Origin of the sequence: Streptomyces sp. NBC_00193 (assembly GCF_026342735.1) — a bacterium.
In the GTDB taxonomy this organism is placed as follows: domain Bacteria; phylum Actinomycetota; class Actinomycetes; order Streptomycetales; family Streptomycetaceae; genus Streptomyces; species Streptomyces stoeckheimensis.
Map to the genome: position 1 here is coordinate 369,512 of NZ_JAPEMM010000002.1, position 13,091 is coordinate 382,602.

The 13,091-nt window shown below is 71.9% G+C and carries 11 protein-coding genes and 1 pseudogene; 9 read left to right on the top strand and 3 right to left on the bottom strand.

From position 1 onward, the window contains the following. Positions 1-30 precede the first annotated feature (30 nt). The 3 genes from OG898_RS29790 to OG898_RS29800 all read left to right on the top strand — a co-directional run bounded on the left by OG898_RS29790 (position 31) and on the right by OG898_RS29800 (position 3,435). On the top strand, positions 31-1,533 hold the full coding sequence (locus OG898_RS29790) for an APC family permease (RefSeq protein WP_266961116.1): 1,503 nt from the start codon (positions 31-33) through the stop codon (positions 1,531-1,533). Positions 1,534-1,541: 8 nt separating this feature from the next. Next, positions 1,542-2,453: a carbon-nitrogen hydrolase family protein gene (locus OG898_RS29795; protein WP_250745737.1), complete on the top strand. Its 912-nt coding sequence runs from the start codon at positions 1,542-1,544 to the stop codon at positions 2,451-2,453. Positions 2,454-2,553: 100 nt separating this feature from the next. Further along, on the top strand, positions 2,554-3,435 hold the full coding sequence (locus OG898_RS29800; protein WP_266961119.1) for an aminoglycoside phosphotransferase family protein: 882 nt from the start codon (positions 2,554-2,556) through the stop codon (positions 3,433-3,435). A 12-nt stretch (positions 3,436-3,447) separates the two neighbouring features. Here OG898_RS29800 and OG898_RS29805 read toward each other — a convergent pair whose 3' ends face one another. From OG898_RS29805 to OG898_RS29815, 3 genes are read right to left on the bottom strand one after another with little or no spacing between them, the layout of a single operon-like run. Continuing rightward, entirely contained in the window at positions 3,448-4,200 is a 753-nt protein-coding gene (locus OG898_RS29805; protein WP_266962654.1) for an amino acid ABC transporter ATP-binding protein, read from the bottom strand. Positions 4,201-4,223: 23 nt separating this feature from the next. Continuing rightward, complete coding sequence (locus OG898_RS29810; protein WP_266961121.1) at positions 4,224-5,189, bottom strand: ABC transporter substrate-binding protein; 966 nt, start codon at positions 5,187-5,189, stop codon at positions 4,224-4,226. Next, entirely contained in the window at positions 5,186-6,412 is a 1,227-nt protein-coding gene (locus OG898_RS29815; RefSeq protein WP_250745734.1) for an LLM class flavin-dependent oxidoreductase, read from the bottom strand. Before OG898_RS29815 ends, OG898_RS29810 begins: the two co-directional genes overlap by 4 nt. A gap of 687 nt (positions 6,413-7,099) precedes the next feature. Here OG898_RS29815 and OG898_RS29820 point away from each other — a divergent pair. The 6 genes and pseudogenes from OG898_RS29820 (at position 7,100) to OG898_RS29845 (ending at position 13,050) form a co-directional block, all read left to right on the top strand. Then, positions 7,100-8,086 carry an amino acid ABC transporter permease gene (locus OG898_RS29820; RefSeq protein ID WP_266961123.1) on the top strand — a complete coding sequence of 329 codons (987 nt, stop codon included), beginning with the start codon at positions 7,100-7,102 and terminating at the stop codon, positions 8,084-8,086. A 200-nt stretch (positions 8,087-8,286) separates the two neighbouring features. Next, the gene (locus OG898_RS29825) at positions 8,287-9,252 is read left to right on the top strand and encodes an amino acid ABC transporter permease (protein ID WP_266961125.1); all 966 of its coding nucleotides are present in this window, start codon (positions 8,287-8,289) and stop codon (positions 9,250-9,252) included. Continuing rightward, the gene (locus OG898_RS29830) at positions 9,249-10,073 is read left to right on the top strand and encodes an amino acid ABC transporter ATP-binding protein (RefSeq protein ID WP_266961127.1); all 825 of its coding nucleotides are present in this window, start codon (positions 9,249-9,251) and stop codon (positions 10,071-10,073) included. Before OG898_RS29825 ends, OG898_RS29830 begins: the two co-directional genes overlap by 4 nt. Before the next feature lie 136 nt (positions 10,074-10,209). After that, complete coding sequence (locus OG898_RS29835; protein WP_266961129.1) at positions 10,210-11,232, top strand: transporter substrate-binding domain-containing protein; 1,023 nt, start codon at positions 10,210-10,212, stop codon at positions 11,230-11,232. Between the two features lie 52 nt (positions 11,233-11,284). Further along, positions 11,285-12,085, top strand: a complete 801-nt coding sequence (locus OG898_RS29840) for a GNAT family N-acetyltransferase (protein ID WP_266961131.1) — start codon at positions 11,285-11,287, stop codon at positions 12,083-12,085. Between the two features lie 110 nt (positions 12,086-12,195). Then, positions 12,196-13,050: pseudogene (locus OG898_RS29845) on the top strand (LLM class flavin-dependent oxidoreductase). The last annotated feature ends 41 nt before the right edge of the window (positions 13,051-13,091 follow it).

The following is a 13,091-nucleotide window of genomic DNA, read 5'->3' on the forward strand; positions in this document are numbered from 1 at the left end:
GCACCACACCTGCGGCCTCCAGGAGGCATCATGACCAACCCGACCGACACCGGGGCCAGAACCGGGCCGGCGCCCGCCCCCGTCGGCAAGGGGCTGCGCGGCGGCTCCGTGGGCCTGCTCGCCTCCGTCACCCTCGGGCTGTCGTCCGTGGCACCGGCGTACAGCATCGCCGTCACCCTCGGCTTCGTGACGCTCGCCGTCGGCGACCTGGCTCCGGCCGCCCTGCTCCTGGGATTCGTACCGATCCTGCTCACCGCCTTCGCGTTCCGCGAACTGAACCGCGAGATGCCGGACTGCGGCACCAATTTCGTGTGGACCACCCGCGCCTTCGGGCCGGTGGCCGGCTGGTTCACCGGGGGCTGGGTCGTGATCGTCGCCACCCTCATCGCGATGACCGCCCTGTCCCAGGTCGGCGCCGTGTACCTGTTGAACCTGCTCGGTCTGCATTCCCTCGCCGGGGACGACGTCGCCGTCACGGTGACCGCCCTCCTCCTGCTGGCCGCGTGCACCGCGGTCTCCGTCCGGGGACTGCACCTGGCCGCCTCCGTGCAGTACGTGCTCCTCGGCCTGCAACTGGTCGCCCTGCTCGGCTTCGGCGCGGCCGCCTTCGCCCGCGACGGCGCCGTCACCCCCTCCCTGGCGTGGCTCGACCCCAGCGCCTTCGACGGATTCGGGCCCTTCGCCGAAGCCGTCCTGCTCTGTCTGTTCATCTACTGGGGGTGGGACTCCCTGCTCGCCGCGAACGAGGAGACCCGGGACGGCGAACGCGTGGCCGGGCAGGCCGCCGTCATCTCGACGCTCCTGCTCCTGGGCACCTACCTGTTCACCGCATTCGCCGCGATCAGCTTCGCCGGTACCGGCACCACGGGCCTGGGCCTCGGCAACCCGGAGAACGCCGCCGACGTCCTCACGACCCTCGCGCCTCCCGTACTCGGCGGCGCACTCGCCAAGGTGATGCAGCTCGCCGTCTGCGTCTCGGCGGTCTCGGCCCTGCTCACCTGCCTCGTCGGCAATTCCCGCGGCACCCTGTCCATGGCCGCCCACGGAGCCCTGCCGCGCGCCTTCACCCGGATCCACCCCCGGCACCGCACGCCCGCCTTCGGGACCCTGGCCTGCGGAACGGCGGCGGCCGGCACGCTGATCCTGCTCCGGCTCGTCTCCGCCGACTTCCTCGGCGACGCCGTCCTCTGTGTCGGGCTGCTCATCGCCTGCTACTACGGCACCACCGCCCTGAGCTGCGTCTGGTACTTCCGGCGGAGCCTGCGCGATTCCCCGCGCGACCTCCTGCTGCGCGGCGTCCTGCCCCTGCTGGGCGGCCTGCTGATGCTGGCGGCCTTCGCCCGCAGCGCCTACGACATGTACGACCCCGCTTACGGCAGCACCTCCTTCCACGGCGTCGGCGGAGTCTTCCTCCTCGGCGCCGGATCCCTCGCCGCGGGCGCCCTGGCCCTGCTGATCGCCCGCACCCGTTTCCGCCGCTTCTTCCGCGAAGGCCGCACGTCGGTCGCCGCGCTCACCGTCACCGAGGACTGACCACACCCATGCGCACTCTCGCCATCGCCGCCCTCCAGACCACGCCCGTGGCCCACGACCTCGAAGCGAGCTGGCAGCGCTTCAGCGACCAGGTCCGCGCCACGCACGCGCTCTTCCCCCACGTCCAGCTCGTCGTCGCCCCCGAGCTCCTGCTCGCCGCCGAGGGCCCGCTGCTGCTCCCCGCCCCCGACGACTGGATGGAGCGGGCCGCCGTCACGATCCCCGGACCGCTCACCGACCGGATCTGCGCCCTTGCCAGGGAGACCGGGCTGTGGCTGGTCCCGGGCAGCCTCTACGAGCGCGCGGAGGACGGCCACGTCTACAACACGGCCGTAGCGGTCTCGCCCGAGGGCGAGATCGTCGCCCGCTACCGCAAGGTCTTCCCCTGGCAGCCGTACGAAAAGGCCCGGCCCGGCCACGAGTTCACCGTGTTCGACCTCCCCGGCATCGGGCGGGCGGGCCTGGCCATCTGCTACGACGGATCCTTCCCCGAGACGGTCCGCCAACTCGCCTGGCTGGGAGCGGAGATCGTCATCCAGCCCACCCTGACACCCACCCGGGACCGGGAGATGGAACTGGTCTGCGCCCGCGCCAACGCCTGGACCAACCAGGTCTACGTGGTCAACGTCAACGCCGCGGACCCCGCGGGGGTCGGCGCCAGCGCGATCGTCGACCCCGAGGGCACCGTCCGCCAGCAGGCCGGCCCCGGCGAGGAGGTGCTCGTCGACGTACTGGACCTCGACACCGTCACCCGGGTGCGCCGCTACGGCTCCACCGGTCTCAACCGGCCCTGGAACCAGCTCGCCCGGTACGGGGAATCGATCGCCCTCCCGATGTACGGCGGCGCGGCCTTCCGCACACCGCACTGGCTGGAGGAGGAGACGAAGGAGGAAGAGGGGGAGGAGAACCCCACCGCGTAGCCTCCCGGGGGCCGGAAACCCGGTCGACAGGCGGGCCCCGGCGCGGTGGGATGGCTCCGAACGCCCGCCGTCCGGAGCGGGCCGGGCACGGGAGCACTTCTTGGAGACCCGTCCGGTCATCGACGCGGCGCTGGTCAGGCGCCTGGTCGACGCACAGTTCCCGCAGTGGGCGGGGCTTCCCCTCAAGCTCCTCGATCCGGCCGGATCCGACCACGTGATCTACCGGCTGGGACGGGAACTGTCCGTCCGGCTCCCCCGCGGGCCCGGGGTCGCCGGGCAGGCCGCGAAGGAAGCCGAGTGGCTGCCGCGGCTCGCCCCGCACCTGCCGCTGGCCGTCCCGGTACCGGTGGCCCTGGGCAGACCCGGCTTCGGCTATCCGTGGCCGTGGTCGGTGTCCCGCTGGCTGGACGGTGAGGTGGCGACCGCCGGGGCGCTGGCCGACTCCCCTGCGGCCGCGGCCGCACTGGCCCGGTTCCTCACCGCCCTGCAGCGGTTCACGGCCCCGGACCTCCCGGCCGGTGCCGTCCCCGCGCACCTGACGGGCGCTCCGCGGGCCGACCGGGACCGTGCGACGCGGGCCGCCATCGCGGAGGTCTCCGGCGTGTTCGACGCGGTGGCCATGACCGCCCTGTGGGAAGCGGCTCTGGACGCCCCCGGCTGGGACCGGCCTCCGGTCTGGTTCCACGGGGACTTCCACACCGGCAACCTGCTGACCGTCGACGGCCGCCTCAGCGCGGTCATCGACTTCGGCGGGCTCGGCCTCGGCGCCCCGGCTCGCGACCTGACCATTGCCTTCACCCTGATGTCGGCCCCCAGCCGGGCCGTCTTCCGGGACGCCCTCGGCGTGGACGACGCCACCTGGCTGCGCGGTCGCGGCTGGGCCCTGGCGACCGGCCTGAACGCCTACACCTTCCACGCCGCGACCGACCCCCGCGTCGCCGCGCAGACCACCCGGCAGATCACCGAGGCGCTCATCGGCTGATCCCTCCCTCCCTCACCACACCTTGGCGAGGAAGGCGCGGGTGCGGGGGTGCCGCGGGTCGTCCAGGACGGCCCCGGGCGGTCCCTGCTCCACGACGACCCCGTCGTCCATGAACACGACGGTGTCGGCGACCTCCCGGGCGAAGCCGAGCTCGTGGGTGACGACGAGCATGGTGGTACCGGTGCGGGCCAGGTCCTTGATGACGTCCAGGACCTCGCCGACCAGTTCCGGGTCCAGCGCCGAGGTCGGCTCGTCGAAGAGCAGCACCTTCGGTTCGAGCGCGAGCGCCCGGGCGATGACCACCCGCTGCTGCTGCCCTCCGGACAGCTGCCGCGGGTAGGCGTCCGCCTTGTCGCTCAGGCCCACGCGCTCCAGCAGCCTGCGGGCCGTCGCCTCGGCCGCCTCCCGCGGCCGGCGCAGCACGGAGACCGGAGCCTCGACGAGATTCTCCAGCACGGTGAGGTGCGTGAAGAGGTTGAAGTCCTGGAAGACGAACCCGATGTGCGTGCGCTGTCTCAGCACCTCCCTCTCCTTGAGCTCGTACAGCTTGCCGCGGTGACCCCGGTAGCCGATGAGCTCGCCGTCGACGCTGATCCAGCCGCGGTCGACCTTCTCCAAGTGGTTGATGGTGCGCAGGAGGGTGGACTTCCCCGAGCCGGAGGGCCCCAGGATCACCGTGACCTCCCCGGCGCGGACCGTCAGATCAACCCCGCGCAGCACCTCCAGGGGTCCGAAGCTCTTGTGGACTGCGCGGACCTCGACCATGACGGGTCCGGGCGCGGGCTCGCTCACGTGTGCTCGGCCGGGTTGATCTGCGAGGTGTCGATCGCGGAGGGCGTGGTGCCCCACTTCTTCAGGATCCGGGCGTACGTGCCGTCCTTGATCAGCTCGTTGACGGCGGCCTGGAAGGCGGGGGTCAACGGGGATCCCTTCTTGAAGGCGAAGCCGACGTCGAGGCGGTGGTACTCGCCGAGGAAGGTGGTCTGCGCGGCGGGCTGCGCGGCCTGATGGCGCAGGCCGTTGATCGTCGACATCACGACGTCGATCCGGCCCTGCTGGAGGGCCGTGGTGACGGCCCCGGCCTCGGAGAAGACCTTGACCTCGTACGGCTTCTTCCCCGCGGCCGCGCAGACCTCCTTCTTCGCGGTGAGGGTTTTCTCGAACGTCGTTCCGGCGCCGGTGCCGATGGTCAGCCCGCACAACCGGGTGAGGTCGGAGACCTGCCCGGTCAGAGCGGTGTTGCCCGTCTTGACGGCGAAGCCCTGGCCGTCGTTGATGTAGGTGACGAAGTCGACGGACTTCAGGCGTTCGGTGGTGACGCCGAAGTTGCCCGTGCCGACGTCGTACTTGCCGCTGCCGAGGGCGGGGAGGATCGTCTCGAAGGAGGCGTCCTGGCGCTCCAGCTTCAGACCGAGGACCTTGGCCACCGCGGCGGCGATGTCGATGTCCTGACCGGCGGGCGGCTTGTCCTGACCGTTGGGGTAGTACGCCGACGGCGGGGATCCGACCGAGCCGCCGAGCCGCACGCTGCCCGCCTTGCGCACCTCGGCGGGAAGCAGGGCCGCGATCGACTCCACGGCCCGTACGCCGGCCACCGGATCGTCGGCCGGCGCGGGCGAGGCGAGGGCGCCGGCCACCGGCGGGGATCCCTCGCCGGAGCCGCAGGCCGTCAGCCCGGTCAGGAGCGGCAGGAGCGGCAGGAGCACGAGTGCGGTGCGCAGGCGCCCGCGGAGCCCGCTCGCGTGGAGGCTCATCCGCGCACCGCCGTCAGGGTCTGGCGGGGGGAGCCGGTCTCGGGGCCGGCACCGCGTACGGCGTCCGGGCCGGCGCCTTCCCGAACGGCGCCTTCCCGAGTGGCTTCCCGAGCGCTTTCCCGGGCGGCGTCCCGCTTCGCGACCTCCTCGCGGACGAGGGGGATCACGTACCGGCCGAAGTCGATGGCGTCGTCGAGCAGGTCGTAGCCGCGGGCCGACAGGATGTCCACGCCGAGGTCGTAGTAGTCCAGCAGTGCCTGGGCGACCGTCTCCGGGGTGCCGACCAGGGCGTTGGAGTTGCCCGCGCCCCCGGTGGCGGCGGCGGTCGGGGTCCACAGGGCCCGGTCGTAGCGCTCCCCCGCCTCGGCGATGGCGATCAGGCGCTGCGATCCGGTGTTCTGCGGTGCCGCGGCCTCCGTCACTCCGCTGCCGCGGTGGCGCTGTGCGGCCCCGGCCCGCCTGCGCTCGCGGATGGCGCCCACCGTGCGGTGGGCCTTCTCCCAGGCCAGCTCCTCGGTCGGGGCGATGATCGGGCGGAACGCGACCTGGATGCGGGGCAGTTCGGTGCGGCCCGCGGCCCGCGCGGCTTCCCGTACGGCCTCGATCTGCTGGGCCGTCTGTTCCAGGGGCTCGCCCCACAGGCAGTAGATGTCGGCCTCCGCGCCTCCGGCCGCGTAGGCGGCGGGCGAGGAACCGCCGAACGAGACGTTCGGGCGCGGCTGCTGGACGGGGAAGACGTCGCTGACGAAGTCGTGGAAGCGGTAGTGCTCTCCCTCGTGGTCGAAGGCCTCCTGGGTGGTCCAGATCTTCTTGACGATGCGGATGTACTCGCGGGTGCGGGCGTAGCGCTCGTCCTTGCCGAGGACGTCGCCCTCCCGGCCCTGCTCGTGGTCGTTGCCGCCGGTGATGAAGTGCACGGCCAGCCGGCCGCCGCTGATCTGGTCGAGGGTGGCGAAGGTCTTGGCCGCGAAGGTGGGGTACGAGACGTTGGGCCGGTGGGCCAGCAGGATCTGCAGCCGGTCCAGCTCGCCCGCGATGTACGCGGCGGCCGGCGCGGGGTCCGGCGTACCGGAGCCGTAGGCGAACAGGACCCGGTCCCAGCCGTTGTCCTCGTGCGCCCGGGCGAGCCGGAGCGTGTACTCCTTGTCGAAGGAGGCGCCGGATCGGGCGGTGGTTTCGGAGCCGTCGTTGGTGGCGGCTATGCCGAGGAACTCCACGGGCATGGGTGTGGCCTTTCGGAAGGTGCGGCGGATCGCCCCGCGGCAGGGTGAACCGGCCTTGGTCTGCAGGTACATGAGGCTCCGTCAGCCGCGGAAGGTGTGCGGGGGCGGAGGAGAGCGCGTGATGTGCAGGCGTGACGTACGGCCTGACGTGCGAGCGTGACGACGCGGGGCGTCGGGGTGCGGTGCGGCGGCAGCGCGCGTCCGGGTGCACGGCGGCGTGAAGGCCTTGCGGCGGTCACGGACGGCACGGCGGTGGCGCGAAGGGAGAGCTCGGCCCACGACGGGGTCACCGAGGGAGGGAAGGGCCGTTCAGGCAGCCCGCTGCCGCGTCAGGCGCAACAAGCCGCGGACCACACCCGACCGAAGTCGATGTAGTCGCGCGAGACCAGGCGCTGATGGGCATTCATGCGCCTACTTGAACAGTACGAACTGCCCTTCGTCAAGCAACGGCCCGAATGCCGGACGGTCCCGGCCCCCGCCGGACCGGGCACCGTTGACACGGCCGTGCCGTCGCCGCATACGATCGACGGTGGACCGGATGCGCCGTGCACGGAGCCGGTCCGGCCGTGTTGAGGGACACGGCGAGCGTGACGACCGCACCCCTGTCCGGCGGCCCGGGCGTGCCCGCCCCACCGCCGCCGGGCAGTCGTTGCCGCCCGCGATCCCTCCCAGCCCCGGAGCACCTCCATGAGCACCGCTTCCGATCTCTCCCGCCCACCCCGCACCCTCGACGCGCTCGACGCCCGACCCTCCGGTACGGAGCCGCCGCCGATCGTGCCCCGGCGGCGCGTCGGCCGTCAGGTGTCCGCTGCCGCCGCGCTGCTGGTCTTCGCGCTGGTGCTGGCCTCCGTCGTCCGCAACGACGCGTTCCAATGGGGCCTGGTCGGGCGGTACTTCACCACCTCCGCCGTGCTCGACGGGCTGCTGCTGACCCTCTGGCTGACCGGCGTGGTGATGGTGCTGGGGTTCCTCTTCGGCACCGTCCTGGCCGTGATGCGGCTGTCGGCCAACCCGGTGCTGCGCACCCTGAGCTGGGGCTACGTGTGGATCTTCCGGTCCACACCGCTGCTGGTCCAGCTGCTGTTCTGGTTCAACATCGGCGCCCTGTACCCGACGCTCGGCCTGGGCATCCCCTACGGCCCCCAGCTCTTCACCGTCTCCACGGTGAACCTGCTCGGCCCGACCCACACCGCCGTCATCGGCCTGACCCTGCACGAGACCGCCTACGCCGCCGAAGTGGTCCGCGGCGGCATCCTCTCCGTGGACCCCGGCCAGACCGAGGCCGCGCAGGCGCTCGGACTGAGCAGGCGCCGCACGCTGTACCGGATCGTGGTTCCGCAGGCGATGCGCTCGATCGTGCCGACCGCCGGGAACATGCTCATCGGCACACTCAAGGGCACCAGCATCGTCAGCGTGCTGGCCGTGCACGACCTGCTGTACTCCGTGCAGTTGGTCTACAACCAGACCTACCAGGTCATCCCGCTGCTGATGGTGGCCACCCTCTGGTACGTCGCCGTCACCACGGTGCTGAGCGCGGGCCAGTACTACGTCGAGCGGCACTACGCGCGCGGCAGCTCGCGGGGCCTTCCGCCCACGCCGCTGCGACTGCTGCGCGTCCGGCTGGCCGGCCTGCGCGGCCGCCTGAACTCGGTGACCGCGCCCGGCGACCGCTGAGTTTCATTTCACGAACAGGCGTTGTGTGTACGGCGGATGAAATCGGAACACGATTTCACGCATTCCGATATGCAGGCCGTTGACACCCCTTCTCCGGGCTGCCTAGCTTACGCCGCAGATAAAGAGATATCGGCGGCCTCTCCTGTACTGCTTGACGGCTGCTTTTCGATTCTGCGCCTATTCGAAGCCGTGGAGTGTCCTTGACCGAATCACTGCTCCTCTCCGCGCCGCCCGCCGGCCCTTCCGGGCCGCCCGGGCCGGCCGAGCGGGTCCTCCCGCTGCGCCGGCCCGGGCGGTGGGTCGCCGCCGTCGTCGTCCTGGTGCTGGTCTCGCAGGCCGCCCACGGGCTGATCACCAACCCCTTCTACCAGTGGGACCGGTTCGCGTACTGGTTCGCCCGCCCGGTGATCCTGGACGGGCTGCTCATCACCCTCCAGGTGGCCGCGTACAGCGCGGTCCTCGGCCTGGCCGGCGGCATCCTGCTGGCCCTCGGCCGGCTCTCGGGCAGCCCGGTGCTGCGGTCGGTGAGCTGGACCTACATCTGGCTGCTGCGTTCCGTGCCGCTGATCGTCGTCCTGCTCTTCCTCTACAACCTCAGCGCCCTGTACCCCACCCTCAGCATCGGCATCCCGTTCGGCCCCGCCTTCCTGACCTTCGACGAGTCGCGGCTCGCCACCGACATGGCGGTCGCGGTGGTCGGTCTGAGCCTGAGCGAGGCCGCGTACGCCGCCGAGATCGTCCGGGCCGGCGTGCTCTCCGTCGACCAGGGCCAGCACGAGGCGGCCGCGGCCCTGGGCCTGCCCAAGCGCTACCAGTTCGCCCGGATCGTCTTCCCGCAGGCGCTCCGCTCCATCGTGCCGTCCTACGTCAACCAGCTGATCGGCCTGCTCAAGGCCACCTCACTGGTCTTCTACGTATCGCTGCTCGACCTGTTCGGCTCGGTGCAGAGCCTCGCCAGCACCTATCCCGGCGACGTGGTGCCGCTGCTGCTGGTGGCGACGGTCTGGTACGTGATCCTCACCAGTCTGGTCTCCGTCGTGCAGTACTACGTCGAGCGGTACTACGCCCGCGGAGCGCTGCGCACCCCGGCGCCCACTCCCCTCCAGCGGGCCCGGGCGGGCCTGCGCGACCTGCGGATCCGCTACCGGAAGGAGACGGCCCGATGACCGGGAACGCTAGTACCGTCACCGCCGCCACCAGCACCGACACCAGCGCCGCCACCGCGCGGCCGGCCGCCATCGAGGTGCACGACGTACACAAGTGGTTCGGCGGCCGGCGGGTCCTCGACGGGGTGAGCCTGACCGTCGCGCCCGGCACGGTCACCGTGATCCTGGGGCGCTCGGGATCCGGCAAGTCGACCCTGCTGCGGGTCCTCAACCACTTGGAGAAGCCCGAGGCGGGTCACGTCAGCATCGGCGGCGAGCTGATCGGCGTCCAGCGGCACGGGGGCCGGCTCAAGGAGCTGAGGGAACGGGCGATCCTCGCCCAGCGCGGCCGGATCGGCTTCGTCTTCCAGAACTTCAACCTCTTCCCGCACCTCACCGTGCTGGACAACGTCGCCGCCGCCCCGGTGGCCACCGGCAGGCTGAACCGGCAGCAGGCGCAGGCCCTGGCCCAGGACCTGCTGCGCCGCGTCGGTCTCGGGGACCGCGGCGGCGCCTACCCGCGGCAGCTGTCCGGCGGGCAGCAGCAGCGGGTGGCCATCGCCCGGGCGCTCGCCCTGCGGCCGGGGGTCATCCTCTTCGACGAGCCCACCTCGGCACTCGACCCCGAGCTGGTCGGCGAGGTGCTCTCCGTGATCAAGGACCTGGCCACCGGGGGCACCACCCTCGTGATCGTGACCCACGAGATCGGCTTCGCCCGCGAGGTCGCCGACGAGGTCGTCTTCCTCCACGAGGGCCGCATCGTCGAACAGGGCCCGCCCGCACAGGTGCTGGACCACCCCGCGCACCCGCGCACCCGGGAGTTCCTCAGCAAGGTGCTCTGACCCCCCCTGCCACGCCCTCCACCGCTTCACGCCGCCCCAGGCCGCCCCAGGCCGCCCGGCCTCGGCTTCCCGTGCTCCGGCTTCCCCACCCTCACCCTCCCTTCCCCGTATCGCCGCACACCCGAAAGGCAACGCCATGCACCGCCCGTCCCTCCTGCGCAACAGACTCGTCCGCGGCCTCGGCGCCACAACCGCCGCCGTCGCCCTCGCCGCCGGACTCACCGCGTGCGGCGGTGACGCGAAGGCCACCGGCACCGCTCCGAGCTCGGACAAGGTGACCATCGGCGCCCTCTCCAACGGGGCCGCCCGGCAGGCCGAGCTGTCCGTCCCGGTCGTCGAGTCCCTGCGAGCGCAGCTCCCGAATGAGGTGCGCGACCGCGGTGAGCTGGTCATCGGGGTCGGCGCCCTGCCCGCCGGCTTCCCGCCCCTCGCCTTCGTCGGCACCGACCAGAAGACGCTCACCGGCTCGGAGCCCGACCTGGGCCGTCTCGTCGCAGCGACCCTGGGCCTCAAGCCCGTGGTGAAGAACTCCACGTGGGAGAACCTCTTCGTCGGCATCGACAGCGGCAAGGTCGACGTGGCCTTCTCCAACGTCACGGTCACCGAGGAGCGCAAGAAGAAGTACGACTTCGCGTCCTACCGGCAGGACAACCTGGCCTTCGAAGCCCTGAAGGACAACGCCTGGGAGTTCGGCGGCGACTACCGCAACCTGGCGGGCAAGACGGTGTCGGTCAGCAGTGGAACCAACCAGGAGAAGATCCTCCTGGAGTGGCAGAAGAAGCTCCAGTCCGAGGGCAAGGACATCACGGTCAAGTACTTCCCCGACGCCAACAGCGTCTACCTGGCCCTGAGCGGCAAGAAGATCGACCTCAACTTCGGCCCGAACCCCTCGATCGCCTACCACATCACCCAGACCGCGAGCAGCAACGCCCCGACGCGCAACGCCGGTTCGTTCTCCGGTGCCGGCGAGACCCTCCAGGGGCTGATCGCCGCGACCGCGAAGAAGGGCAGCGGACTGGCCGAGCCCGTGGCCCAGGCCATCAACCACCTGGCCGGGAGCGGCGCGTACGGGAAGCTCCTCACCGCGTGGAACCTCTCCAACGAGGCCGTGACCACCTCGCAGGTGAACCCGCCCGGGCTGCCCGCGACCAACTCCTGACCCCCGCGGCCGTCCCCGGCCCGGCATCCCACGGAAGGAGGGTTCCACCCCCATGTCCACCATCAGCCCCAGCCCGGCGCCGAGCTCCGCCACCGGTTCCGCCACCGGTTCCGCAGCCGGTGCGGTGATCCCGGGGACCCCGGTGACCCCGCACGTCCTCGACAACCCGGCCTGGGCCTCGCTGTCCGGCCCGCACGCGGCCTTCGCCGTGCGGGCCGGCGGGCACGCCGCCCGCTACGCCCCGGACGTCGCCGTGTTCTCCGCGGTCGCCGATCCGGCCGACCCCCGGTCCTGGGAGGCGCTGCGCTCCCTGGCCGACCCCGACGGGGTCGTCTCGCTCTCCGGGGTGCTGACGCCTCCCCGCGGGTGGGAGACCGTCTGGTCGGCGCACGGGGTCCAGCTGATCGACACCTCGCTGCGCGCCGAGCCCGCCCCCGAGGCGGTGCGGCTCGGGCCGGCGGACGTGCCCGAGGTCCTGGAGCTCATCGAGCTGACGAAGCCGGGGCCCTTCCTGCCCCGCACCATCGAACTGGGAACGTACCTGGGCATCCGCCACCGGGGCCGGCTGGTGGCCATGGCCGGGGAGCGGCTGCGCCCGCCCGGCTGGACGGAGATCAGCGCGGTCTGCACCCATCCCGACTTCCGCGGCAGGGGCCTGGCCACCCGCCTGGTCCGCGCCGCCGCGGCGGGTATCCGGGACCGGGGAGACGTACCGTTCCTCCACACGGCCGCCGAGAACACCCGGGCGGTCCGCCTCTACGAGTCGATCGGTTTCACCGTGCGCCACAGGCCCTTCTTCCTGGCCTTCCGAGCGCCGGGCGGCGCGGATGGCACGGCCGCCACACGGATTTAATTCTGCCGAATCGAAATTCACACTCCCGTCATTCCGCACCCCTGATTCAGAGCCTGCCTGATTCAAGGCCTGCCTGATTCAAGGCCTGCCCCCATTCGATAGGAGCGAGATTGAAGTTCCTCGCCATCACCCTGATCACGGACGGGACGGACCCGGCGACGGGCGCCCCGACCCCCACGCGCGAGCGCTTCCGGCAGGTGGTCTCCGCCGCCCTGCAGGCGGAGGAGCTCGGCTTCGACGGGTTCGGGTCGGCGAGCGCCACGAGCGGCCGTTCCTGTCGTCCTCGCCGCCCGTGGTGCTCTCCCACATCGCGGGAGCGCAACTCCGAGGGCTACGAGCTGTTCCGGCGGATCTGGAGCGAGGACAAGGTGACGGCCGGTCCGCGTTTCCGGCCCGCGCTGACCGGCGCCGAGGTGCTGCCCCGGCCGTACCAGAAGACGCTGCGCGTGTGGCACGGCAGCGCCACCAGCCGGGAGTCCGTTGATCTCGCGGCGCGCTACGGCGATCCGCTCTTCTCCGCCAACGTCACCCACCCGATCGGCCCGTACGCCGCACTGATCCGCCACTACCGCGAGCGCTGGGAGCACTACGGACACGATCCGGCCCGCGCGGTCGTGGGCGCGGGCACGGCGGGCTTCCACACGGCGCCCACCTCGCAGGGCGCGGTGGCCGCGTACCGGCCGGCGTTCGCCCGGTACCTCGCCGCCCACGCGGCGCAGGGCGTGGACCCGGTGTTCGCGACCCTGGAGGACTTCGTCGAGCGCAGTTCGGCCCTGATCGGCAGCCCCGGGCAGGTGATCGAGAAGGTGCACCGCTACCACGAGGAGTTCGGCCACACCGTCCTGCACCTCCAGGCCGAGCCGCACGGCCTGACCGAGGCTCAGCACCGGGACTTCCTCGCGCTGTTCCAGTCGGAGATCGCCCCGGTGCTGCGCCGCTCGATCCCGGACCCCGCGTTCGCCTGAGGCGGCGAAGGACTGACGACGAAGGGCAGTTGACAGGAGCA